The sequence below is a fragment of the Burkholderia sp. MSMB2157WGS genome (assembly GCF_001532755.1).
Taxonomy (GTDB): Bacteria; Pseudomonadota; Gammaproteobacteria; order Burkholderiales; family Burkholderiaceae; genus Burkholderia.
Window position 1 is genome coordinate 814724 of record NZ_LPJG01000030.1, and the last position, 24881, is coordinate 839604.

The 24881-nt window shown below is 69.1% G+C and carries 22 protein-coding genes; 14 read left to right on the forward strand and 8 right to left on the reverse strand.

Translation table 11 applies throughout. From position 1 onward, the window contains the following. Nucleotides 1-156: 156 nt before the first annotated feature. A complete protein-coding gene (locus tag WT53_RS22150; protein WP_060261492.1) occupies nucleotides 157-879 on the forward strand; it encodes a haloacid dehalogenase type II in 723 nt (240 codons plus the stop codon). 67 nt (nucleotides 880-946) lie between these two features. Here WT53_RS22150 and WT53_RS22155 read toward each other — a convergent pair whose 3' ends face one another. After that, nucleotides 947-1738, reverse strand: coding sequence for a hypothetical protein (locus WT53_RS22155; protein ID WP_060261495.1), 792 nt, complete (start codon nucleotides 1736-1738; stop codon nucleotides 947-949). Between the two features lie 93 nt (nucleotides 1739-1831). Further along, nucleotides 1832-2791, reverse strand: a complete 960-nt coding sequence (locus WT53_RS22160) for a LysR family transcriptional regulator (protein WP_059783892.1) — start codon at nucleotides 2789-2791, stop codon at nucleotides 1832-1834. Nucleotides 2792-2949: 158 nt separating this feature from the next. Between WT53_RS22160 and WT53_RS22165 the strand changes: the two genes are divergently transcribed. From WT53_RS22165 to mmsB, 3 genes are all read left to right on the forward strand, one after another. After that, a complete protein-coding gene (locus tag WT53_RS22165) occupies nucleotides 2950-4269 on the forward strand; it encodes an MFS transporter (RefSeq protein ID WP_034205105.1) in 1320 nt (439 codons plus the stop codon). A 110-nt stretch (nucleotides 4270-4379) separates the two neighbouring features. Further along, on the forward strand, nucleotides 4380-5906 hold the full coding sequence (locus tag WT53_RS22170) for a CoA-acylating methylmalonate-semialdehyde dehydrogenase (protein ID WP_060261497.1): 1527 nt from the start codon (nucleotides 4380-4382) through the stop codon (nucleotides 5904-5906). A gap of 23 nt (nucleotides 5907-5929) precedes the next feature. Next, nucleotides 5930-6820: a 3-hydroxyisobutyrate dehydrogenase gene (gene mmsB / locus WT53_RS22175; RefSeq protein ID WP_034206220.1), complete on the forward strand. Its 891-nt coding sequence runs from the start codon at nucleotides 5930-5932 to the stop codon at nucleotides 6818-6820. A gap of 115 nt (nucleotides 6821-6935) precedes the next feature. On the opposite strand, the gene WT53_RS22180 is transcribed toward mmsB, so the two are convergent. From WT53_RS22180 to WT53_RS22195, 4 genes are all read right to left on the reverse strand, one after another. Next, nucleotides 6936-7268 (reverse strand): hypothetical protein, encoded by a 333-nt coding sequence (locus WT53_RS22180; RefSeq protein WP_060261500.1) that lies wholly within the window; start codon nucleotides 7266-7268, stop codon nucleotides 6936-6938. A 225-nt stretch (nucleotides 7269-7493) separates the two neighbouring features. Further along, nucleotides 7494-9923 (reverse strand): cytochrome c, encoded by a 2430-nt coding sequence (locus tag WT53_RS22185; RefSeq protein ID WP_060261505.1) that lies wholly within the window; start codon nucleotides 9921-9923, stop codon nucleotides 7494-7496. Continuing rightward, complete coding sequence (locus WT53_RS22190; protein WP_060261507.1) at nucleotides 9913-10416, reverse strand: (2Fe-2S)-binding protein; 504 nt, start codon at nucleotides 10414-10416, stop codon at nucleotides 9913-9915. Before WT53_RS22190 ends, WT53_RS22185 begins: the two co-directional genes overlap by 11 nt. A 174-nt stretch (nucleotides 10417-10590) precedes the next feature. After that, the gene (locus WT53_RS22195; protein WP_060261510.1) at nucleotides 10591-11748 is read right to left on the reverse strand and encodes an FAD-dependent monooxygenase; all 1158 of its coding nucleotides are present in this window, start codon (nucleotides 11746-11748) and stop codon (nucleotides 10591-10593) included. A 296-nt stretch (nucleotides 11749-12044) separates the two neighbouring features. Between WT53_RS22195 and WT53_RS22200 the strand changes: the two genes are divergently transcribed. From WT53_RS22200 to WT53_RS22220, 5 genes are all read left to right on the forward strand, one after another. Continuing rightward, entirely contained in the window at nucleotides 12045-12797 is a 753-nt protein-coding gene (locus WT53_RS22200; RefSeq protein ID WP_034205111.1) for an Asp/Glu racemase, read from the forward strand. A gap of 27 nt (nucleotides 12798-12824) precedes the next feature. Beyond that, a complete protein-coding gene (locus WT53_RS22205; protein ID WP_060261513.1) occupies nucleotides 12825-13655 on the forward strand; it encodes an alpha/beta fold hydrolase in 831 nt (276 codons plus the stop codon). Nucleotides 13656-13702: 47 nt separating this feature from the next. After that, nucleotides 13703-14743, forward strand: a complete 1041-nt coding sequence (locus tag WT53_RS22210; protein ID WP_060261516.1) for a hypothetical protein — start codon at nucleotides 13703-13705, stop codon at nucleotides 14741-14743. A 19-nt stretch (nucleotides 14744-14762) separates the two neighbouring features. Next, nucleotides 14763-15416 carry an isochorismatase family protein gene (locus WT53_RS22215; protein ID WP_060261520.1) on the forward strand — a complete coding sequence of 218 codons (654 nt, stop codon included), beginning with the start codon at nucleotides 14763-14765 and terminating at the stop codon, nucleotides 15414-15416. Nucleotides 15417-15580: 164 nt separating this feature from the next. Then, nucleotides 15581-17866: a xanthine dehydrogenase family protein molybdopterin-binding subunit gene (locus WT53_RS22220; protein WP_060261524.1), complete on the forward strand. Its 2286-nt coding sequence runs from the start codon at nucleotides 15581-15583 to the stop codon at nucleotides 17864-17866. Between the two features lie 18 nt (nucleotides 17867-17884). Here the strand turns inward: WT53_RS22220 and WT53_RS22225 are convergent, their stop codons facing one another. Next, on the reverse strand, nucleotides 17885-18331 hold the full coding sequence (locus WT53_RS22225; protein ID WP_034205115.1) for a MarR family winged helix-turn-helix transcriptional regulator: 447 nt from the start codon (nucleotides 18329-18331) through the stop codon (nucleotides 17885-17887). 535 nt (nucleotides 18332-18866) lie between these two features. Here WT53_RS22225 and WT53_RS22230 point away from each other — a divergent pair. Together WT53_RS22230 and WT53_RS22235 are read left to right on the forward strand one after the other, a co-directional pair. Continuing rightward, nucleotides 18867-20174, forward strand: coding sequence for an MFS transporter (locus WT53_RS22230; RefSeq protein ID WP_060261528.1), 1308 nt, complete (start codon nucleotides 18867-18869; stop codon nucleotides 20172-20174). Nucleotides 20175-20469: 295 nt separating this feature from the next. Next, on the forward strand, nucleotides 20470-21231 hold the full coding sequence (locus WT53_RS22235; protein ID WP_060261531.1) for a DUF4397 domain-containing protein: 762 nt from the start codon (nucleotides 20470-20472) through the stop codon (nucleotides 21229-21231). Nucleotides 21232-21297: 66 nt separating this feature from the next. Here the strand turns inward: WT53_RS22235 and WT53_RS22240 are convergent, their stop codons facing one another. Next, nucleotides 21298-21849 carry a DUF3005 domain-containing protein gene (locus WT53_RS22240; protein ID WP_059837452.1) on the reverse strand — a complete coding sequence of 184 codons (552 nt, stop codon included), beginning with the start codon at nucleotides 21847-21849 and terminating at the stop codon, nucleotides 21298-21300. A 188-nt stretch (nucleotides 21850-22037) separates the two neighbouring features. On the opposite strand from WT53_RS22240, the gene WT53_RS22245 reads away from it, so the two are divergent. The 3 genes from WT53_RS22245 (at nucleotide 22038) to WT53_RS22255 (ending at nucleotide 24844) form a co-directional block, all read left to right on the forward strand. Then, nucleotides 22038-22289: a hypothetical protein gene (locus tag WT53_RS22245; RefSeq protein ID WP_230624801.1), complete on the forward strand. Its 252-nt coding sequence runs from the start codon at nucleotides 22038-22040 to the stop codon at nucleotides 22287-22289. Nucleotides 22290-22542: 253 nt separating this feature from the next. Beyond that, nucleotides 22543-24093, forward strand: coding sequence for an NCS1 family nucleobase:cation symporter-1 (locus tag WT53_RS22250; protein WP_060261536.1), 1551 nt, complete (start codon nucleotides 22543-22545; stop codon nucleotides 24091-24093). Nucleotides 24094-24115: 22 nt separating this feature from the next. Then, a complete protein-coding gene (locus tag WT53_RS22255) occupies nucleotides 24116-24844 on the forward strand; it encodes an aspartate/glutamate racemase family protein (protein ID WP_059822711.1) in 729 nt (242 codons plus the stop codon). The last annotated feature ends 37 nt before the right edge of the window (nucleotides 24845-24881 follow it).

The following is a 24881-nucleotide window of genomic DNA, read 5'->3' on the forward strand; positions in this document are numbered from 1 at the left end:
GCAGCGACCCGCACCGCGACGGAAATACCGAGCCACGCATCGCGGCCTCCCGGGCCGCGTTTTCGTATCCGTGATTCAATGTCGATCGAACCGACGTCGCGCCATCCGGCGGCACGGCGATGTGACCCCTCATCGAACGACCTTCACTGGATCACCATGACGAATCCTGCCGAAATCAAGGCGCTCGTTTTCGATGTCTTCGGAACGATCGTCGACTGGAGAGGCGGTGTCGCACGCGGTGCCGCCGCATTCCTGGCGCGCCACGCGCCGACGCTCGACCCGTTCGCGTTCGCCGATGCGTGGCGCGCCGAGTATTCGCCGTCGATGGAAGAAATCCGCAGCGGGCGCCGCCGCTACGTGCGGCTCGACGTGCTGCATCGCGAGAACCTCGTGCGCACGCTCGACCGCTTCGGGATCGACGACGTGCCCGATGCCGACATCGACGCACTGAATCTCGCATGGCATCGGCTCGATCCGTGGCCCGATGCCGTCGCCGGGCTGCAGCGTCTGAAGCGACGCTACATCATCGCGCCGCTGTCGAACGGCAACATCCGGCTGATGGTCGACGTCGCGAAACACGGCGGGTTGCCGTGGGACGCGATTCTCGGCGCCGAGGTGGCGCGCGCGTACAAGCCGTCGCCGGCCGTCTATACCGAAGCGGTCGAGATTCTCGGTCTCGCGCCGGCCGAGCTGTGCCTGGTGGCCGCGCACAACGGCGATCTCGCGGCCGCGCGCCGGCTCGGGCTGTCGACCGCGTTCGTGCTGCGGCCGACCGAACACGGGCCCGGCCAGACGACCGACCTGCAAGCCGACGAGGCGTGGGATTTCGACGTCAGGGATCTGAACGAGCTCGCGGATCGGCTGGGCTGCACGGGTTGAGCGCCGGCGACGCGACCTGCCCCCGCGCCGCGCTCGCGAGGCGCGGTACAGGCATGCCGCGCCTCCGCTACTTCACCACCGCCCGCCACGCGGTTCGCGCGTAGATGAGCAGCAACGGCAGCAGCGCCAGCGCGAACAGCAGGCACAGCGCGAGCACCCACACCGGCCATCGCTGCGGATTCCCGTGCGCCCAGTAACGGTACGGCACGCTCAGCAAGGCGAGTTCCATCAGCAGCGCACCGAGCGGCACGAGCCCGTTCAGCACCGCCGCCACGCCAAAGCGTGCCGCGCCGTCGATCTTCTTCCCGGCCCCGTACGCCGCGATCAGGTACACGAAATACCCGATGATCGCGACCATCACCGTGCCGCCGGCCAGCAGCCCGATACTCCGCACGCTGCGTTCGTGCCACTGATGAGCCCCTTGCGGCAACACGACATCGATCTTCTCGCCGATTTCGGGCACGGCCCCCGAACGGATGTTGCCCGGCAGCACGATGCGTTCGCCATCCGGCATCACGGCTTCCAGGATCGACGTGTACTTGATGCACCGGTACGACGAGGTTCGCCCCGAACTGTCGCGGCGCTCGCAGGTATCCCACTCGGACTGGTAGGACACGACGGTCGCTTCGTATTTCGGCGATACCGTCAGTGCGTAGAGCTCGTCGTCGATCCAGTACACGAACGGGAACAACAGCGACACCAGGCAAAAACATACGAGCCACCAGAACGCGACCGCGCCGCCGGAGCCGCGCTTGCCGCCCGTCTGTCGGCGCACCATGCGCGACGCGAGCCAGTAGGCGGTCACGCCGAATACCACCACGCACACCACGAAAACCTTGCCCGCATGCGTCAAAGCCATTTGCCTTCTCCCCGCTAGCCGGTCGAATCGCCGCCGGCCGTGTTGTCATCCAGATCGATCGCCGCGTCGCCGTCGCGCCCCGCCCTTCGACCGCTATTCCGGCTCGCCGACGAAGCGCAGCATCCCCGACTCCCCCGACAGCAACGCGCGATTCGCGTCCGCCGCCGCACGCAGGTAATCCCACAGCGCGGTCACGCGCCGCAGCTTGCGCAGATCCTCGCGGCACGTCAGCCAGAAACACCGCGTGACGACTACATCATTCGGCAGCACGGGCGCGAGCGCCGGCTGCGCGGCCGCCATGAAACACGGCAGGATCGCGAGGCCGCCGCCCTGCAGCGCCGCGAAATACTGCGCGATCACGCTGGTCGTGCGCAAACCGGCCGTCGCGCCGGGCACCGCGCGGTCCAGGTACAGCAGCTCGTTGCTGAACGCGAGATCGTCGACGTAGCTGATGAACGCGTGCTGCGCGAGATCGTCCGTACACGTGATCGGCGCGTGGTTCGCCAGATAGTCGCGCGTCGCATAGAGCCGCAACTGGTAGTCGCACAGCTTCGTGACCACGTAAGGCCCGCGTTCGGGGCGCTCGAGCGTGATCGCGAGATCGGCCTCGCGCTTGGGCAGGTTGACGAAATGCGGCACCGGCAGCAGGTCGACCGTCACGTGCGGATGCGCGGCGCGGAACCGCGCGAGCTGCGGCGCGAGGAAAAAGCAGCCGAACCCTTCGGTCGACCCGATCCGCACGTGGCCCGACAGCGCCTCGCCGGTATTCGCGATCTGGTCGCACGCGGACTGCACGGTCGTCTCCATCGCATCCGCATACGCGACGAGCCGCTGCCCTTCGGCCGTCAGCGCGAAGCCGCCGGAGCGCGACTTGTCGAACAGCAGCGTGCCCATCGCGGCCTCGAGCGCGCGGATGCGCCGCGCGACGGTCGTGTAGTCGACGCCGAGCCGCTTCGCGGCGCCGCTCGCGCGCTGCGTGCGCGCAACCTCGAGGAAAAAGCGCAGGTCGTCCCAGTTCAAATTGCCGGAAACCGGCTCGGTGGCATGTCGCATCGGCGAAGGAAAAGGCGGGCGTCTCCGGGCCGGCCGTCGATATGCATAAATGCACATCCAACCGGTTTCTTTATCGGTACATCGTGAATCTGCGCATAACTATACTCGACCGTGACCTGCGGACCACGAGCCGCGGCAATAACTACCACGGAGACACCATGCAGACCCGATCCACCCTCGACGAGCATGCGGCAGTCGCAACGCCGGCCCCCGAACGCACCGCGAAGCACTACCTGCTGGCCGGCTGGGCCAGCATGGCCGGCACGACGATCGAGTGGTACGACTTCTTCCTCTACGGCACGGCCGCCGCGCTCGTGTTCAACCGCATCTTCTTCCCGTCGCTGGACCCGGTCGTCGGCACGCTCGCCGCATTCGGCACGTTCGCGGTCGGCTTCATCGGGCGGCCGATGGGCGGCATCGTGTTCGGCCACTTCGGCGACCGCATCGGCCGCAAGTCGATGCTGATGATCACGCTGCTGCTGATGGGCGTGCCGAGCATGATCATCGGGCTGATCCCGTCTTACGACCGCATCGGCTACTGGGCCGCCGCGCTGCTGATCGCGATGCGCTTCCTGCAGGGGATGGCCGTCGGCGGCGAATGGGGCGGCGCGGTGCTGATGGCCGTCGAGCACGCGCCGAAGGGCCGCAAGGGGCTGTTCGGCAGCCTGCCGCAGACGGGCGTCGGGCTCGGCCTGATCCTGTCGTCGACGGCGATGGCCGCGGTGGCCGCGCTGCCCGAAGCCGACATGCTGTCGTGGGGCTGGCGCGTGCCGTTCCTCGCGAGCATCGCGCTCGTCGGCCTCGGCTGGTTCATCCGCGCGAAGGTGCCGGAGTCGCCCGACTTCGAGAAGATGCAGCGCCAAGGCAAGGCCGAGAAATCGCCGGTGACGGCCGCGCTGCGCCGCCATCCGCGCGAAGTGCTGACGATCGTCGGCGCGCGCGCCGCCGAGAACACCTGGTTCTACATGGTCGTCACGTTCGCGCTCGCTTACGCGACGCAGCAACTGCATTTGCCCAAAGCCGAGATGCTGCATGCGATCACGGCCGGCGCGGTGCTGTCGCTCGTCACGATGCCGCTGTGCGGGCATCTGAGCGACCGCATCGGCCAGCGCCGGATGTTCGCGCTCGGCCTCGTGCTGATGTGCGCGTTCGCCGCGCCGTTCTTCATGATGCTCGGCACGCAGCAGACGTCGTACGCATGGTGGGCGATCGTGCTCGGCCTCGGCGTCGTGTTCCCGATCCTCTACGCGCCGGAATCGCTGCTGTTCGCGCAGCAGTTCCCGGCGGAAATCCGCTACAGCGGCATCTCGCTGTCGGTGCAGCTGGCCGGCGTGATCGGCGGCGGCTTCGCGCCGATGATCGCGACGTCGCTGCTCAAGGCCGGCGGCGGCCAGCCGCACTACGTGATCGCGTACCTCGTCGGCTTCGGCGTGTTCGCGCTCGCGTGTACCGCGCTGATGCGTCCGGCGCGCACCTAGCCCGCCGCACGCATTCGTCCGATTTCAGTTCGACCTGCCGTCCGCCGTGGCCGCACGCGCGGCGGACGCAGCCCCCTTTTCCTTCGCACCACCGATTCCCGGAGAGTTCCATGAACGCCGCAGTTCCCCAGACCACCCTCGCCCTGCCCACCGCCAAGCTGCTGATCGACGGCGCGTTCATCGATTCGCAAAGCGCCGAATGGGGCGACATCGTCAACCCCGCGACGCAGGAAGTCATCGGCCGCGTGCCGTATGCGACGCTCGACGAGGTCGATGCCGCGATCGCGTCCGCGCAACGCGCGTTCCAGACGTGGAAGACGACGCCGATCGGCGCGCGCCTGCGCATCATGCTGAAGTTCCAGGATCTGGTGCGCCGCAATCTCGAACGGATCGCGCATACGCTGACGGCCGAACAAGGCAAGACGCTGCCCGATGCGCAGGGCGACATCTTCCGCGGCCTCGAAGTGGTCGAGCATGCATGCTCGATCGGCACGCTGCAGCAAGGCGAATTCGCGGAGAACGTCGCGGGCGGCGTCGACACCTACACGCTGCGCCAGCCGATCGGCGTGTGCGCGGGTATCACGCCGTTCAACTTCCCCGGGATGATCCCGCTGTGGATGTTCCCGATGGCGATCGTATGCGGCAACACGTTCGTGCTGAAGCCGTCGGAGCAGGACCCGCTGTCGACGATGGAACTCGTCGAACTCGCGCTCGAGGCCGGCGTGCCGAAAGGCGTGCTGAACGTCGTGCATGGCGGCAAGACGGTAGTCGACCGCCTGTGCACGCACCCGGACATCAAGGCGATCTCGTTCGTCGGCTCGACGCGCGTCGGCACGCACGTGTACAACCTCGGCAGCCAGCACGGCAAGCGCGTGCAGTCGATGATGGGCGCGAAAAACCACGCGGTCGTGCTGCCCGACGCGCACCGCGAGCAGACGATCAACGCGCTCGTCGGCGCGGGCTTCGGCGCGGCCGGCCAGCGCTGCATGGCGACGTCGGTCGTCGTGCTGGTCGGCAAGGCCCGCGACTGGCTGCCCGATCTCGTCGACAAGGCGAAGGCGCTGAAGGTCAACGCGGGCGCCGAAGCCGGCACCGACGTCGGCCCGGTCGTGTCGAAGGCGGCGAAGGAACGCATCCTGTCGCTGATCGACGCGGGCGTGAAAGCAGGCGCGACGTTGCTGCTCGACGGCCGCGACGTGAAGGTGCCCGGCTACGAGCAGGGCAACTTCGTCGGCCCGACGATCTTCTCGGGCGTGACGACCGACATGTCGATCTACACCGAAGAAATCTTCGGGCCGGTGGTGGTGGTGCTCGAGGCCGACACGCTCGACGACGCGATCGCGCTCGTCAACGCGAACCCGATGGGCAACGGCGTGGGCCTGTTCACGCAGAGCGGCGCGGCCGCGCGCAAGTTCCAGAGCGAGATCGACGTCGGCCAGGTCGGCATCAACATTCCGATTCCGGTGCCGGTGCCCTATTTCAGCTTCACCGGCTCGCGCGGCTCGAAGCTCGGCGATCTCGGCCCGTACGGCAAGCAGGTCGTGCAGTTCTACACGCAGACCAAGACGGTCACCGCGCGCTGGTTCGACGACGACGCGACGGCCGGCGGCGTGAACACGACGATCGCGCTGCGCTGATGCAACGCACGGGGAACCTCGACATGGACATTGCCTTCATCGGACTCGGCAACATGGGCGGCCCCATGGCCGCCAACCTGCTCAAGGCCGGCCACGCGCTGACGGTGTTCGACCTCGACGCGCACGCGGTCGACGCCGCGGTGCGCGCCGGCGCGACGGCGGCCGGCTCGCCGCGCGACGCGGCCGCGCGCGGCGCCGTCGTGATCACGATGCTGCCGGCCGCGCAGCACGTGCGCGCCGTCTACCTCGGCGGCGACGGCGTGCTGGCCGGCGCGCGCGCCGGCGCGACGCTGATCGACTGCAGCACGATCGATCCCGGCACCGTGCGCGCGGTGGCCGACGCCGCCGCGCAGCGCGACTTCCCGCTCGCCGACGCGCCCGTATCGGGCGGCACCGGCGGCGCGCAGGCCGGCACGCTGACCTTCATGGTCGGCGCGAACGGTGCGCTCTTCGAGCGCATCCGCCCGGTGCTGCTGGACATGGGCAAGAACGTCGTGCACTGCGGCGGCACCGGCACCGGGCAGATCGCGAAGATCTGCAACAACCTGCTGCTCGGGATCTCGATGATGGGCGTCGCGGAAGCGATGGCGCTGGGCGCCGCGCTCGGCATCGAGCCGGCCGTGCTGGCCGGCATCATCAACACGTCGACCGGCCGCTGCTGGAGTTCGGATGCGTACAACCCGTATCCGGGCGTGAGCGACACGGCGCCGGCCGCGCGCGGCTATGCGGGCGGCTTCGCGGCGAACCTGATGCTGAAGGATCTCGGGCTCGCGACCGAAGCCGCGCGCAGCGCGCATCAGCCGGTCTGGATGGGCGCGCTCGCGCAGCAGCTGTATCAGTCGATGAGCCAGCAGGGGCTCGGCGCGCTCGACTTCTCCGCGTGCGTGAAGCTGTACGAGGCGCAGCCGTCCTGACCCGCCCGGCCGCCGCCGGACGTGCGCCGACCCACGATCTGCCCGATTGGCGTCGCGGGTCGGTTTGCATGCGGGGGAAGGAGAACGCGGGCGGCGTCATCATGCCGCCGCTCGGTCAACCGCGCGGGTTCGACGCCGTCTCGAAGGTCGGATGGCACTCGAACGCGAGTTCGGAACGTGCGTCGATGCGGCGGCCGCCGCTCAGCGACTCCTGCTTCATGCTCGCGCGCATCCCGCGCTGCGTGCAGTAGTTGGTGGCTTCGCTGACGGCCTTCTCGTGGGCGTCGGCCCACGTCGTCGACACGCCGACCGTGTGCGTCGTCACGGTGAACACGTTCGGGTTCGACGTCGCCGTCACGTCGGAAGCAGTCGAACACGCGGCGAACAAGCATGCAGCAGCCGCAATGGTCAACCATCGCAAGGTTCGAAAAGAGACTGGAATGGACATGGGGGGGCAAGCGCACGCCGGGCGACGTGCATTGAGCAACATAGGCGACAGTATGCCTGCTCGATCGCCGGAGATCATGCCCCTTTCGGTGAACACATTGTTTCGAATGGTTAAACGATGGCCGAATCAGGCAAGATTTACAGCCGCTGTCGCCCCGCGTTTTCGTCAGGCAGGTCATTTCGCCCGGCGCGTCCGCCGGCCGGAGCGCTCACGCCGGCGCGACGGTCAATGGGCGCCCGCCTGCCGGATTTTCGCGGACGCTTCCGCGAGGTTTCGCCACGCCGGCTGCCCCGGCGCGTAGCGGGCGCGAATGTAGGCGGCAAGCTCGGCCATCTGGCGGTCGTCGAACGCATCGCCGAAGCCCGGCATGTAGCCGAGCCCGTCGGTGGCCGGCCGGTCGATCCCGTGATGCAGCACGCGCAGCAGGTTGTCCGGCGTCGCCTGGCTGACGCTCGTGTTGAGCCCCATCAGCGGCCGCACGCCGAAATGCCCGACGCCGCCCGATTCCGCGTGACAGACCGCGCACGCCGCATCGAATGCGCGACGGCCGTTCTCGAGGCCGAGCGTCGCGATCGTTTCCGCGCCGCGCGCGTGGCGGCTGGCCGCGTCCGCGGCGACTGCCGCATCGACGGGCGGCGACAGCGACGCCAGATAATGCGCGATCGCCCGCACGTCGGACTCGGGCAGCGCCGCGAGCCCCGCGACGACGGGCGCCATCGGCCCGGCCGCGACGCCGTGCTGCGCCGAGAACCCCGTGCGCAGATAGTCGAACAGCGCGCCTTCGGTCCACGGTACGGGCGAAGCCGGCGACGCGACGAGCGGCGGCGCGACCCATCCTTCCGCTTCGCCGCCCGCCAGGTAGGCAAGGCCGCCCTTCTCCGCACCGAGCGCGTTGCGCGGTGTGTGGCAGGCGCCGCAGTGCCCGGCGCCGTCGACCAGATACTTGCCGCGATTCCACGTCGCCGAGCGCGCCGGGTCCGGCGCAAATGGCCGCGCATCGTGAAACAGCCAGTTCCAGCCGGCCACGAGACCCCGCCGGTCGAGCGGGAACGGCAGCTTCGTCTTCGGCGGCTCGTGCTTCACCGCCGGCTGCGACATCAGGTACGCATAGAGCGCGAGCAGATCGGGCTCGCTCAGCTTCGCGAACGCGGTGTACGGAAAGGCCGGATACAGGTGCGAGCCGTCGCGCGAGATGCCTTCGCGCATCGCGCGGGCGAACGCCGGATACGACCACGCGCCGATGCCGGTTTCCGGATCGGGCGTGAGATTCGTCGTGTAGATCGTGCCGAACGGCGTATCGAGCGCGAGCCCGCCCGCGTTGGTCGCGCCGCCCGGCGCCGTGTGGCACACCGCGCAATCGCCGGCGAGCGCGATCTGGCGGCCGCGTTCGAGCGTCGCCGCGCTCCACATCGCGCCGTCCGCGCCGCCCGGCGCAACGGGCGCGATCGGCGCCGGGCCCGGCAGGATCGCGCACGCGAGCCCGATCAGCCCGCCGACCATGCCGCCCACGCCGCCGCCGGCCAGCCAGCGGCGCCAGCGCGATGCGCGGCGCGCGGCTGGCTGCGGCCGGTCGCCGTCGCCGTCGCCGGCACCGGCATCAGCATCCGCATCGGCCGGCGCCGGTTGCGCGAGCGCGGCGCGAATGTGCGCGGCGTCGAACGGCGGCGCACGAAAACGCACGCCGGTCGCGTCGTACAGCGCGTTGGCGATCGCAGCTGCGGCCGGCGCGGCCGCCTGTTCGATTCGCCGCGCGTCGTATGCGGACAGGTCGCCGTGTGCGCGATGCGCGGCTGCATCGGCTGCAACCAGCTCGTGCGCGAACGCGTCGGGCCGCGCGCCGGCCTCGGTTTCGTCGTATGCGGGCCGCGCGGACAACCGTGCCCCCATCACGCGCGATATCGCGGCCTCGATCTGCCACGCCGGCAGGCCCGTCATCGACGCGTCGCCCGGCTCGCCGGCCCCCTGCCCGGCCACGACGCGCCGCACCGAGACATCGCCCGTCGCGCAATCGACCTCGAGATCGACGATCCACGCCGACCAGCGCGATTCGTGGCCGCCATCGTCGCCGGACGCGGCTGCGCGCGCATCGGCACGCTCGCCGTCGAATGCGAAACCGCGGCCGCTGACGCGCGACGGCGCGTTCGCCCGCGCCGCAACCGGCACGCCCCACGCGGCGCGCTCGCTGACCATCCGGATCGTTTCGCGCGGGCCCGCGTCCCGCGCGGCATCGAGATGCTGCAACCGCAACGCGACCGGATCGCGCCGCAATGCGCCCGCGAGTTCGTCGACGAAGGATTCGCGGGCAAAGACGTGCGCGTGACCGGGAATCGCGCCATCTGCATCGGCCAGCTCGATCGACGTCTGCGCGTGCCGGTACACGAACGGCGATGGGGAGCCGGGATCGGCGCGTTCCTCCGCTGCGCGAGCATCGCCCGCGCTTGCGCCGGCCGCCTGCGCGCGATAGCGCCAGGCCGTCATCCGGCCGTCGGGCGCGGTCCGGGTTTCGATCTCGAACGAGGCATGCGTGTGCGCATCGCCGAGCGGCCACGCGTAGCGCGCGCGGTGCGGGCGCGATGCGTCGGCGGCCGCTTCATCGTGCGGCGCCGGTTCCGTCACGCGCGCCGCCGCCGCAGGCAGATCCGCATCATGCTTCATCGCCGCCTCGCAAATAGCGTGCGGCGCGACGCACCGCGCGGATGATCTCCAGATGCGTGCCGCAGCGGCACAGGTTGAAGCGCAACGCATCCCGGATCGCCGCATCGTCGGGTGTCGGGTTGCGCTCGAGCAGCGCCTTCGTGCTCATGATCATTCCGTTCAGGCAATAACCGCATTGCGCGGCCGGCTCGTCGATGAACGCGCGCTGGATCGGATGCGGCGCGTCGCACGACCCGAGCCCTTCCAGCGTCGTGACGTCGCGTCCGTGCGCGGCGGCGGCCGGCACCACGCACGAACGCGTGGCCTGCCCGTCGACGAGCACCGTGCACGCGCCGCACTGCCCGAGCCCGCAGCCGTATTTCGGACCGTTGAGCGCGCAATCGTTGCGCAGGACCAGCAGCAGCGGCGCGTCGGGCGCGGCGTCGGCGAAGGTATGCGGCGTGCCGTTCACGCGAAACGCCAGCGGCCGCGACGGAGAAGCGGGATGGGACATGAATGGATCCGGAATACGGCGTGCGGCCGGAGTCGGCCGGCGGCGGACACGACCGCTGGCTGGCGCCCGCCGGCGCGCCTGACATATAACACGCCGAAATGCGCGCGTTGCGACGCATCGATGCCCGCGCCGGCGAAACGGCTGCAAAGCGCCGGCCGACGCCGGTGCCGCGCGTCAGGCCGCGGCCGCCACGTTGCCGCGCGACGGCGCCTCGAGCGGCACGTCGAACACGTCGTACCCGAACACCCACGACGGATCCTCGTCGGTGCGCAGCCACGTGTTGTTGTGCGACACGAGCTGCACCTTCGACGCACGCGCCGCGCGGTTCGCCTCGTACAGCGCGAACGCGCCCGCATGGTCGCCGATGCCGACTTCGTCGAGACAGCGCGCGAGCATCGCGGCGTCCTCGATCGCCATCGCCGCGCCCTGCGCCATGTGCGGCTTCATCGGATGGCACGCGTCGCCGAGCAGCACGAGACGGCCGCGGCTCCACAGCGGCAGCGGATCGCGCTCGAGCAGCGGCCATTTGGTGATCGACGGCGACACGTCGATCAGGTGCTGGATGTCGGGATGGAAACCGGCGAACGCCTCGCGCATCTCGTCGCGGCTGCTGTCGACCATCGACACGCCTTCCGGCCATTCGGCCTGCGGCACCCCCGTCACGTAGTAGTACTCGTCGCGCTTCTCGGTCACGTAATAGACCATCATGTGGCGATCCTCCGACCACCACTTCACGCACATGTCGTACGGCTTGTTGCCGAGCAGCGACGCGGGGAACACCGCGCGGTGCGCGACATAACCGGTGTAGCGCGGCGGTTCCGCACCGAGCAGATGCTCGCGGAGCCGCGAGTTCACGCCGTCCGCGCCGATCGCGATGTCGGCCGTCTCGACGCTGCCGTCGGCAAACGTGAGGCGCACCTCGCTGCCGGTGTCCTCCACCGCCGCGAGCCGCTTGCCGAAGCGAATCGTGCCGGGCGTCACCGCCTGCGTCATCAGCGCGTGGAAATCGCCGCGATGCACGGTCAGGTAGCTCGCGCCGTAGGTCTTGCGCGCGTAGTCGCCGAGCGGAATCCGCGACAGCACGTCGGCCGTCTGCCAATCGCGGCTGTACCAGCAATCCGGATGCGAACCCATCGTTTCCAGCGCGTCCTCGCAGCCGATGCGTCGCATGATCTTCATCACGTTCGGACCGAGATGGATGCCCGCGCCGAGACGCGAGAACGCGGGCGCCTGCTCGTACAGCGCGACGTCGTAACCGCCGCGCTGCAGCAGCGCCGCAGCGGCCGTGCCGCCGAGGCCGGCGCCGATGATTGCGATACGGGGTTTGCTCATGCGGATCTCCTGATCGTGGGCCCGTTGCCGAACGCGGCGCGAGGACGGGCGGATTGAATGGCGTTTATGTAGCGTACACACTCAATTTATTCAGGACAAGCGGATTGTCGATCGACGCCACCGCATTCGGGAAAACACCAATTATTCGCCTGAACCCCGCGCACGATAACAATACAACCATGTCTGACGTCATTTTGATCCATTGCCATTTTCAAATGTACACACTAGACTTTGCCCAACATCCGGCGATCCCGCCCGCGAGCCGCCCCACCCTCACCGACACGGAGCCTCCCGTCATGAGCAAGACCTACCGCATCGGCCAGATCGTGCCGAGTTCCAACACGACGATGGAAACCGAGATTCCCGCGATGCTGCGGCTGCGCGAAACAATCCGTCCCGAGCGCTTCACGTATCACTCGAGCCGGATGCGGATGAAGAAGGTCGTCAAGGAAGAGCTCGCGGCGATGGATGCCGAATCCGACCGCTGCGCGGTGGAACTGAGCGATGCGCGCGTCGACGTGCTCGGCTACGCGTGCCTCGTCGCGATCATGGCGATGGGGCACGGCTACCACCGCGTGTCGCAGGCGCGCCTCACGAAGCACACGGCCGACAACGGCGCGCAGGCGCCGGTACTGACGAGCGCGGGTGCACTCGTCGACGCGCTGAAGGTGATCGGCGCGAAGCGGATCGTCGTCGTCGCGCCGTACATGCTGCCGCTCACCGAGCTGGTGGTCGACTACATCCGCAACGAAGGCTTCGACGTACTCGCCTACCGCGCGCTGGAAATCCCCGACAACCTCGACGTCGGCCGTCACGATCCGGCGCGCCTGCCCGACATCGTGAAAACGCTGCCGTACCGGGACGCCGATGCGATCGTGCTGTCCGCGTGCGTGCAGATGCCGTCGCTGCCGGCCGTCGCGAAGGTCGAGGCGATGACGGGCAAGCCGGTGATCACCGCCGCGATCGCGACCACCTACGCGATGCTGCGCGAACTCGACCTCGAGCCGGTCGTGCCCGGCGCCGGCGCGCTGCTGTCGGGCGCGTACTGAGTGCCGCCGCCACTTCGGAGACGCCCCATGCCCTCGACTTTCCTGTACGGCGCGAACGTCCGCGCCAACGGCATCCGCCAGCACTACCTGCGCTACGGCGGCGCGACCGGCGCGCGCGCGTCGCGCCCGGCGATCGTGCTGATTCCAGGCATCACGAGCCCCGCGATCACCTGGGGCTTCGTCGGAGAAACCTTCGGCGCGGCATTCGACACCTACGTGCTCGACGTACGCGGCCGCGGGCTGTCGGAAGCATCGCCGGCGCTCGACTACAGCCTCGATGCGCAGGCGGACGACGTCGCGGCGTTCGTCGCCGCGCTCGACTTGCCGCGCACGAGCCTCGTCGGCCATTCGATGGGCGCGCGGATCGCCGCGCGCGCGGCCCGGCGCGGCATCCGCGGGCTCGCGTCGGTCGTACTCGTCGACCCACCCGTGTCGGGCCCGAACCGCCGCGACTATCCGGGCAAGCTGCCGTGGTACATCGACTCCATGGCGCTTGCGCGCGCCGGCACCGACGCCAAAGGCATGCGCGCGTTCTGCCCGACCTGGACCGATGCCGAACTGCGGTTGCGCGCCGAATGGCTACATACCTGCGACGAGCGCGCGGTGCGCATGTCGTACGAAGGCTTCCACACCGACGATTTCCACGCTGACGCCGCGCAACTGGCCGTGCCGTCGCTGCTGATCACGGCCGAGCGCGGCGACGTGGTGCGCGACGATGACGTCGCCGAACTGCAGCGCGCGACGCCGTCGATGCGGCACGTGCGCGTGCCGGATGCCGGCCACATGATCCCGTGGGACAACGCGGCGGGCTTCTACGCGGCGTTCGGCGATTTCCTCGGCGCGCCGCTCGCGGCCTGAGCGTGCGGCGCCCGCCCATTTCCTTCACGCCTTTACCGGAGCCGACGATGCCAGTCAGCGACACCCAACTGATCGACGCGTGGAAGCAGGTCCTCACGCTGTCGCGCCTCGAACCGGGCCAGACCGTCACGATCCTGACGAGCGCGGCCACCCATCCGCAGACGCTGTCGTGCGCGCTGATCGCGACGCAATCGCTGGGCGCGATCGTCAACCGGCTCGACCTGCCGCCCGTCAACGGCGACAAGGCGTTCAGCCGCGATCCGCTCGCCTACCTCGGCACGACGCCGCTGACCGGCAACAAGGCCGCGATCGCCGCGCTGCGCGAGAGCGATCTCGTGCTCGACCTGATGACGCTGCTGTTCTCGCCGGAGCAACACGACATCCTGAAATCGGGCACGAAGATCCTGCTCGCGGTCGAGCCGCCCGAAGTGCTCTTGCGGATGGTGCCGACCCTGGCCGACCGCACACGCGTACTCGCCGCATCGAAGAAGATCGCGGCCGCGCGCGAGATGCGCGTGAACTCGGCGGCCGGCACCGCGCTCGTATGCCCGCTCGGCGAGTTTCCGCCGACCGCCGAGTACGGCTTCGTCGACGCGCCGGGCCGCTGGGACCACTGGCCGAGCGGCTTCGCGCTGACTTACCCGAACGATCGCGCCGCACACGGCACGATCGTGATCGATCGCGGCGACATCCTGCTGCCGCAGAAGCACTACGTGCGCGAGCCGATCGCGCTCACCGTCGAAGGCGGCTACGCGACGCGCATCGAAGGCGGCGTCGACGCCGACCTGCTGCGCGACTACATGGAAACGTTCGCCGACCCCGAAGGCTATGCGATCTCGCACATCGGCTGGGGGCTGCAGCCGCGCGCACGCTGGTCGACGCTCGGGCTCTACGACCGCGAGGCGACGATCGGGATGGATGCGCGCGCGTTCGAAGGCAACTTCCTGTTCTCGCTCGGCCCGAACAACGAAGGCGGCGGCAACCGCACGACCACCTGCCACATCGACATCCCGCTGCGCCGCTGCACGGTCGAGCTCGACGGCGAGACCGTCGTGCGCGACGGCCGCGTGACCGATCAACCCGCCTGACCGACGAGTGCCCGACACCATGAACGATCTTTCCCGTCACGCCGAAGCGAGCGTGTATCGCCAGCAGGGCTTCGGCACGCCGCTGCCGCCGCACGGCAACCTCGGCCTGCTGATCGTCGATTTCGTGGTCGGCTTCGCCGATCCCGCGACGTTCGGCGGCGGCAACATCGCGCCGGCGATCGCGCGCACGACGCATGCGCTCGCGCTGGCGCGCGAACGCGGCTGGCCGGTCGCGCACAGCCGCATCGTCTACGCGGACGACGGCAGCGACGACAACGTGTTCTCGCTGAAAGTGCCCGGCATGGCGACGCTGACCGAGCATCATCCGAACAGCGCGATCGTGCCCGAACTCACGCCCGCGCCCGGCGAACTCGTCGTGCGCAAGACCGTGCCGTCCGCGTTCTTCGGCACGCAGCTCGCGCCGTGGCTCGCGCAGCGCGCGGTGCAGACGCTGCTCGTCGCAGGCGCCGTGACGAGCGGCTGCGTGCGCGCGAGCGTCGTCGATGCGATGTCGCACGGGTTCCGCCCGCTCGTGCTCGCCGATTGCGTCGGCGATCGCGCGATCGCGCCGCACGACGCGAACCTGTTCGACATGCAGCAGAAATATGCGGCCGTGATGCCGCTCGACGATGCGATCGCGGCGATCGACGCCGTCCAGGCCCGCGCGCGCTGAGTCGCGACGGATCGCGGGCGGCGCGAGTGCGCGTGCATCGTGTGTCGCCCGCAATTGACGCTGCGCTTTTGGCGACCTAGATTGACGCCACGCGCGCCGCCGCCCGAACGCTTCCCGACGCGATCGCCCACCGGCCGCGCCGCCCCTCGACAGGACCTCTCCCCGTGAACCGCTCCGAACTGCTCGCGCGCACCGGCTGCCTGACCGTGATCCGGCCGCCCGCGCCGCCCGTGAAGCCGGCGCCCGGTCAGCCGGGCAGCCTGTCGTCCTACGTGCCGGCGCTGCCCGAAATCTTCGTCGCGATTCTCGACGACGGCCGCATCCTCGCGTTCAACGGGCACGTCGATCTCGGCACCGGTATCCGCACGTCGCTCGCGCAGATCGTCGCCGAAGAGCTCGACGTGCCGGCCGCGCGCGTGACGATGGTGCTCGGCGACACGGCCGCGACACCGAACCAGGGCCCGACCATCGCGAGCGCGACGATCCAGATTTCCGCGACGCCGCTGCGCTGCGCGGCCGCGCAGGCCCGTCACGCGCTGCTGGCGCTCGCGGCCGAGCAGCTCGGCGTCGACGCCGCGCAGTTGAACATCGACGATGGAACGATTTCAGTCGATGGGCAGGCGATGACGTTCGCCGCGCTCGTCGCCGGGCAGCGGATCGCGCTGACGCTCGACCCGAACACCCGCACGAAGGACCCGACCCAATACCGTATCGTCGGCCGCTCGTCGCCGCGCGTCGACCTGCCCGCGAAAGCGACCGGCCAGCTCACGTTCGTGCACGACATGCGCGTGCCGGGCATGCTGCACGGCCGCGTCGTGCGGCCGCCGTACGCGGGCCACGACAGCGGTCCGTTCGTCGGCACGTCGCTCGTGGGCGTCGATCGCGCGTCGGTGGCCGACGTGCCGGGGCTCGTGGCCGTCGTCGCGATCGGCGATTTCGTCGGCGTGGTGGCCGAGCGCGAGGAGCAGGCGATCCGCGCCGCGCGCCAGTTGCGCGTGACGTGGCGGCCGCTTCCCGAGCTGCCGTCGCTCGACGAGCCGGCCGCCGCGATCGCCGCCGCGCCGGCCAGACGCCGCGTACTGCTCGACGAAGGCGACGTCGACGCCGCGCAAACGGAACCGGACACGCTCACGCTGTCGCGCACCTACACGTGGCCGTTCCAGATGCACGGCTCGATCGGCCCGTCATGCGCGCTCGCCGACTACCGCGCACCGGGCGACGGGCGAATCACCGTGTGGGCCGGCACGCAGAACCCCGTGTCGCTGCGCTACGACCTCGCGACGCTCGTCGCGCGCGACGAAGCCGACGTCGACGTCGTGCGGATGGAAGCGGCCGGCTGCTACGGCCGCAACGGCGCGGACGACGTGTGCGGCGACGCGCTGCTGCTGTCGCGCGCGGTCGGCCGGCCGGTGCGCGTGCAGTTGTCGCGCACGGACGAGCATCTGTGGGAACCGAAAGGCGCAGGCCAGTCGATGCAGGTGACGGGCACCGTCACGCGCGACGGCCGCCTGCTCGGCTACGACTTCACGACGCGCTACCCGTCGAACGACGCGCCGCTGCTCGCGGCGCTGCTGACCGGCGCGCTCGCGCCCGAACCGCGCGTGTTCGAGATGGGCGACCGCACGGCCGTGTCGCCGTATGCGAGCCCGCATCGTCGCTTCGTCTGCGAGGATCTCGCGCCGCTGGTGCGCGCAGCGTGGCTGCGCGGCGTGTCGGCGTTGCCGAACTCGTTCGCGCACGATGCATTCGTCGACGAATGCGCGGCGCTGACCGGCGTCGATCCGCTCGCATTCCGGCTGCGCCACCTGCAGGACTCGCGTGCGACCGAGCTGCTGCAGGCGGTGGCCGATCGCGCGGGATGGACCACGCGCGCGCCGCGCGCGCCGAACGAACGCGACGAATCGCGGCTCGTGCGCGGCCGCGGGATCGCGTATGCGCGCTACGTGCACAGCCGCTTCCCCGGCTTCGGCGCGGCGTGGTCGGCCTGGATCGTCGACCTGAGCGTCGACCGCGCGTCGGGCGAGATCCGCATCGAACGTGTGACGGTCGGTCAGGACACGGGCACGATGATCAACCCGGACGGCGTGCGCCACCAGATCCACGGCAACGTGATCCAGGTATTGAGCCGCACGCTGAAGGAGCGCGTGCGGTTCGCCGACGGCAAGGTCGCGTCGCGCGAATGGGCGAGCTACCCGATCCTGACGTTCGCGGAAGTGCCGGACGTCGATGTCGTGCTGATGCCGAGGCAAGGCGAACCGCCGCTCGGTGCCGGCGAATCGGCATCGGTGCCGGGCCCGGCCGCGGTCGCGAACGCGCTGTTCGATGCCACCGGCGTACGCTTCTACGCGCCGCCGTTCACGCCCGAAACGGTGCGCGCCGCGCTGCGCGAGGCCGGCCGGCTGATGAACGCCGACGCGGCCCGCGCATCGGCCACGGCGGGCGCGACGTAGCGTGGCCTGCGCCGCGCGTCACGCGTCGCCGTCTTCTTCCATCATCTTGCGCAGCAGGAACTGCAGCGCGACCCGTTCGCCGGGATTGAGCGTGCCGTACGTGCGCTCCGTCACCTGCCGCGCGAACGGCACCGTGCGATCGATCAGCGCGAGGCCGGCCGCGGTCGTGCGCACGATCAGCTTGCGGCCGTCGTTCGGGTCGGGCAACACCTCGATCAGCGCGCGCGTCTTCAGGCGCTCGACGACGCCGCGAATCGTCGCCTGATCGATCGCAGTCGCCTTGACGATGTCGTTCAGCGAGCACGCCTGTCGTTCCTTGACCGCGCACAGCGTCACGAACTGCGCGGCCGTGAGATCCGAATCGGGGATCGCTTCCTGAAAAATCGACACGTGCCGCTGATACGCGCGGCGCAGCAGATGCCCGACCTGATCGTGAAAATCGTACGAATCCTTGGAAGACGCCATGAGAGTGCGGGCCCGCGCCCGCATGCAAATGAAAGACAAGCAGTGTACACCCTCAAATCCGCGCAACCGGCGGCAGAACGATCGCGTCATTGCGGTGCATCACGATTCGCAGCTTGGCATGCAGGTTGCGCGTGACGGTCGCCGAGCGCAGCGGTCGCCCGCTCGTCGCGTCGGCGCGCCGGGCCGGCCGCGCACCGTCGCGGCGGCTGCCGCGGGACCCTGCGCGCACCGCTGCCGGCTTTCGTGCACACGCTTCAATTTTGAGTGCATACGCACGAATTTCGTGCATACCGGCACGCGTGCCCCAGCCTTTTCAGCGCATGCTTCATATCGTCCATAAGCCCTTTTAAATCGCGGCTTTCCCCGGTCTTATACTGACAACACGACGATCGGATTCGTGCCCGTTCGATTCGGTATTTTCTAGTGTGTACGCTATGTATTTGACGTGATATACAGACTCCAGTGCGCAGCGGAACGTCCGCTCGCGTCGATCGAGCCACCCATTCATCCGTCACATTCGAACAGGGGCAGTCCCATGTCTACCGCACACCCGAGCGCCGCCGTTTCCGCCGACGACGCGCTGCACGGCGCTCTCTATCGCAAGGTCACGCTGCGCCTCATCACCCTCTTCTGCCTGTGTTACTTCGCGGCCTATCTCGACCGCATCAACATCGGGCTCGCGAAGCTCCAGATGCTCGATGCGCTGAAGTTCAGCGACACCGTGTACGGCCTCGGCGCCGGCCTGTTCTTCGCCGGCTACATCCTGTTCGAAGTCCCAAGCAATCTGGTGCTGCAGCGCGTCGGCGCGAAGCTGTGGATCGCGCGGATCATGATCACGTGGGGCCTGTTGTCCGGCGCGACGATGTTCGTGCACACGCCGATGCAGTTCTACGTCGTGCGCTTCCTGCTCGGCGCCGCCGAAGCCGGTTTCCTGCCGGGCGTGCTGCTGTACCTGACGCAGTGGTATCCCGATGCGCGTCGTGCACGGATCGTCGCGCTGTTCATGGTCGGCTTGCCGCTGTCGAGCATGATCGGCAGCCCGATCTCCGGCTGGATCATGCGTGCGTTCGACGGCGTGCACGGGCTCGGCGGCTGGCAGTGGCTGTTCCTGCTCGAAGCGCTGCCGTCGGTGCTGCTCGGTTTCGCGGTGCTGCGCTGGCTGCCCAACGACATCGAATCCGCGCAATGGCTGAACACCGACGAGAAGCGGGTGCTGCGCGCGAATCTCGACGCCGATCCGGCCGGCAACAAGAGCCACGCGCTCGGCAAGGCCTTCTCCGATCCGAAGGTGTGGGCACTCGGCCTGATCGATCTGTGCGTGCTGCTCGGCCTGTATGCGGTGAGCTTCTGGCTGCCGACGATCCTGCGCGACACCGGCGTGAAGGACGCGTATCACATCGGCTGGCTGATGGTGATCCCGAACGCCGCCGCCGTGCTCGCCACGCTGTACTGCGGCGCCAGCTCCGATCGCGCGCGCGAGCGCCGCTGGCATATCGTCGTCCCGTTCATGGTGTCGGCCGTCGCGCTGGCGATCGCGGCTTCGTCGTCGCACGGCACGCTCGGCACGGTGCTGCTGTTCTCGCTGATCAACGCCGGCGCGGCCGCCGCGATGCCGGTCGTGTGGGCGCTGCCGTCGACGTTCCTGAAGGGCTCGGCCGCCGCCGGCGGCATCGCGTTCGCGTGTTCGATCGCGAACCTCGGCGGATTCGGCAGCACCTACTTCATCGGCTGGCTGCGCGACACGTTCCATTCGCAAAGCGCAGGGCTGGTCGGCTTCGCCGCGTGCATGCTGGTCGGCTGCGCACTCGCGCTCGCCTATCCGGCCCGGCTCGTGAACCGCTGACGCCTCGCGCCGCACGCGCAACACTGCCTTTTTACAACCGCGCCGCTAGCGCGGTCCGCCCCCAACGTCCCCCGCGTCATTCCGCGCACGCCGCCCTCCCGGCGCGTGCGCGCTTCCCGCCGCCACGCCGCCGCCGTTCGCCGATTTTCGCGCCGCGCAGGCACGTCGATTGCGTCATCCCCGCGCCCGCCCTCCGGCGGACAGCCATCTTCCTTCCAACCGGCGCTGCGACCCGCGCGGTGCTTTGCGCGGCGGTCCCGCATCGCAATGCAGGTTTCCTGAACGAGAGGACGACATGAAATCAATACGAACGATAGTGGCCCTGTGCTCGGTCATTTCCGTGCTCGCAGCATGCGGCGGCGGCGACGACGCCGGGACCGTACTCGGCATCTCGAAGCCGCAGGCGCGCTTCATCAACGCGGTGCCGGCCGGCCCGAACCTCGACTACTACCTGAATGCGAAGATCGACCAGTCGGGCGTCGCATACAAGGGCGTGACGCGCTATCACGACATCGATTCGGGCACGCAGACCGCGAGCTACGACGTGTCGGGCACGACCTCGACCGTCGCGTCTCAATCGTTCAGCGCGGCGAACGGTCACCACTACACGACGATCGCGCTGCCGAGCACGACGTCGCTGATCTCCGTCGTCGACGATCCATACGACAAGGGGCTGCTGTCGGACAAGGCGCGCGTGCGCAGCTTCAACGCATCGCCGAATGCGCAGAACGTCGACGTCTACGTCGTGCCGCCGGGCACCGACATCACCACGCAAAGCCCGACGATGGCGGGCGCGGCCTACCAGAACGCCGTGCCGGCGACGACGCAGGATTCGGTCTACCTGAACGGCGGCACCTACCAGGTGATCGTCACGACGGCCGGCAGCAAGTCGCCGATCCTGAAGACCGCGCCGGTCAGCATCGGCAACAACGCCGACTGGCTGCTTCTGACGATTCCGTCGGGCGGGGTCGGCGACGTGACGCCGAACGATATCCACGTGCTCGTCGCGCAGGGCAACGACGCCGATACGTCTGCGCAGGAACTGGGGCCGCAGTAAGGGCCGGAAACGGTCGCGGCGGCCGGTGCAACATGCAACGGCCGCCGCGTGGTGTCGAATACCGGATCAGTCGTCGGACCGTTCGAGGCTGATCACGTGCTCGGCGCGCGTCCCGTCGCCGTGCTCGATATCGACGTCGCCGACATGGCGCACGCGCCAGCCCGGCCGCGTCGCGATCTGCGGCATGTTGCCGGACGGCCGGCTCTCGATCCCGCCGAGCCCTTCGTCGGGCGTATCGATCGCTTCGTCGAGCGACGCGTTCGAATAGATCACGTTGTCCTGCAGCTCCGACGCGCCGGTGCGGGCCTCCATGCCCTTGCCGTCGACGTCGACCGTGTTGTCGGTCATCGCCATGTTCGCGTTGTCGAGCGTGACGATCCGGCCGGCGGCACGGCGTACCGGATCGCCGCTGTCCACCGCATGCGCGTCGACGTCGATCGCCGGCAGGCCGGTCGGCATTTTCCCGGCGACCGCCTCCGGCGTCAGCGGACGCCGCGCGACCTGCGCGGCCTGGGTCGCCGCGTCGGGCATGTCGCCGGCCGCCGGCGTCTTCACCGGGCTTTTCTCGATCTGTTCCCGCTGCTTTTCCGGGGTAGGGTTCGATTCCGCGTTCTGCATCGCACCTCCTTGGCCGGCCCACGGGCGCCGGCATCGTGCCAGCGCCGCCGGGCCGGAAATCGCTACAACGGTCCTTGCAAATCTTTCATGCGCACGGCTCCGCACGCGCACCATCCGGCGCGCGTGCCGCCGGCACGGCACCCGCGGGCGGACGGCACGCTCGCGCGCCGCCCGCCCGACCGTCGACCGTGCGTCAGCCGCCGCCGCTCGCGCCGGCCGGCCCGGAAGCCGCGCCCGGCATGCTTGCACCGGTATCGCCGCTGCTGCCGGCCGCCCCGCTGCTCGGCATGCCCGAGGGCGCGGTCGAAGGCGCGGCCGACATGCCGCTCGCTGCGCCCGAGTCGGAACTGGCTGCGCCGTTGTCTCCCTTCTTCTGGCAACCCGCGCCTGCCGCCAGGCCCGCGATCAGGATGCCGGCGAAGACGGCTCGCGATACGTGACGAAATGAATATCGCTGCATGACACCTCCGCTGATGTCGATGTGGATGGAACCCATCGACCCGCAATTTGCGTGCCTTCCCGCGCCGCCGCGGCCGCGCGCGTCGCATTCATTTTTCGAATGACGCCCAGCCGAATATTTAATTTCCCATCGCCGGGGCGGCCGCCCATACTCGCGAACAAATCCGAGACATAACGTCCACGGCGGCCCGGCCCGCGCTGCGCACATCCGCGGCACGGTTTCGCGCCCCGCACATGGAAGGAGACAACGGCGTGCAACTGGAAGCCATTCACCGCACGGGCCTCGGGCTCGGCGCGGACGACGCATCGCATCGAGACGACACGGCCGCGCGCGATCCCGCGCTGAGCCCACGGCTGCACAATCCCGATCTCGCGCCGACCAAGGCCGAAGGCCGCACATGGGGCCGCTACAGCATCTTCGCGCTATGGACCAACGACGTGCACAACATCGCGAACTACTCGTTCGCGATCGGATTGTTCGCGCTCGGCCTGTCGGGCTGGCAGATGCTCGCGTCGCTCGCGATCGGCGCGGTGCTCGTGTACTGCTTCATGAACCTCACCGGCTACATGGGCCAGAAAACCGGCGTGCCGTTCCCGGTGATCAGCCGGATGAGCTTCGGCATCTACGGCGCGCTGCTGCCCGCGATGATCCGCGCGGTGATCGCGATCGCATGGTTCGGTATCCAGACCTATCTCGCGTCGGTCGTGCTGCGCGTGCTGCTCACCGCGATCTGGCCGGGCCTCGCCGCGTTCGACCGGAATGCGATCTTCGGGCTGTCGACGCTCGGCTGGATCACGTTCGTCGCGATCTGGCTGGTGCAGATCGGCATCCTCACGTACGGGATGGAATCGGTCCGCAAGTACGAAGGGCTCGCCGGCCCGGTGATCCTCGTCACGACGCTGTCGCTCGCCGCATGGATGATCAGTCGCACCGGCGGCCATCTCGCGATGTCGATCGGCAAGCCGATGACCGGCCTGAAGATGTGGACGGAAATCTTCGCGGGCGGCTCGCTGTGGCTCGCGATCTACGGCACGCTGGTGCTCAACTTCTGCGATTTCGCGCGTTCGTCGCCGAGCGCGAAGACCGTACGCGTCGGCAATTTCTGGGGCCTGCCGGTCAACATCCTCGTGTTCGCGACGATCAGTTTCGTGCTCGCGGGCGCGCAGTTCGAGCTGAACGGCCACATCATCCACAGCCCGACCGAAATCATCGCGACGGTGCCGAACAAGCTGTTCCTCGTGCTCGGCTGCCTGGCGTTCCTGATCGTGACGGTGGCCGTGAACATCATGGCGAACTTCGTCGCGCCGGCCTTCGTGCTGACGAGCCTCGCGCCGCACCGCCTGTCGTTCCGCCGCGCGGGCCTGATCAGCGCGACGATCGCCGTGCTGATCCTGCCGTGGAACCTGTACAACAGCCCGATCGTGATCGTCTATTTCCTGTCCGGCCTCGGTGCGCTGCTCGGCCCGCTGTACGGGATCATCACGGTCGACTACTGGCTCGTGCGCAAGCAGCGCGTGAACGTGCCCGAGCTCTATACCGAAGCGCCGAGCGGCGCCTACTTCTACACGCGCGGCGTGAACCGCAAGGCGCTCGCGGCGCTCGTGCCGTCCGCGCTGATCTCGATCACGCTCGCCGTCGTGCCGGCCTTCGGCGCGATGACGCCGTTCTCGTGGCTGCTCGGCGCCGCGATCGCGGGCGGCGTGTACTGGCTGCTGGCCGATCGCAAACGGCACTACGAAGCGCGCTCGGGCGAACACATCGCGGTCGCCTGCGCGCAACACTGACACACACGCATACGGAGTCACGATGAGGATCCTGGTAGTCAACGTCAACACGACCGAGTCGATCACCGACGCGATCGCCGCGCAGGCGCAGGCCGCCGCGTCGCCCGGCACGGAGATCGTCGGGCTGACGCCGCGCTTCGGCGCGGAGTCGATCGAAGGCAACTTCGAGAGCTACCTCGCGGCGATCGCCGTGATGGATCGCGTGTTGAACTACGACGAACCGTACGATGCGGTGATCCAGGCCGGCTACGGCGAACACGGCCGCGAAGGGCTGCAGGAACTGCTGACGGTGCCCGTCGTCGACATCACCGAAGCGGCCGCCAGCGTCGCGATGCTGCTCGGCCATCGCTACTCGGTCGTCACGACACTCGACCGCACGGTGCCGCTGATCGAGGATCGCCTGAAGCTCGCCGGGCTCGATGCGCGCTGCGCGTCGGTGCGCGCGAGCGGCCTCGCGGTGCTCGAGCTCGAGGAGAACCCGGCCCGCGCGATCGAATCGATCGTCGGCGAGGCGCAGCGCGCGGTGCGGGACGATCGCGCGGAAGTGATCTGCCTCGGCTGCGGCGGAATGGCCGGCCTCGATCGGCAGATCGAGGAATGCACGGGCGTGCCGGTGGTCGACGGCGTGTCGGCGGCGGTCGCGCTCGCCGAGTCGCTGGTGCGACTGAAGCTGAAGACGTCGAAGGTCCGCACGTACGCGCCGCCGCGCCCGAAGCGGATCGTCGGCTGGCCGGGAACCTTCGCGAAATGACGGGCCGCCGGCCGGTTACCGTGCGGCGCGCACGCCC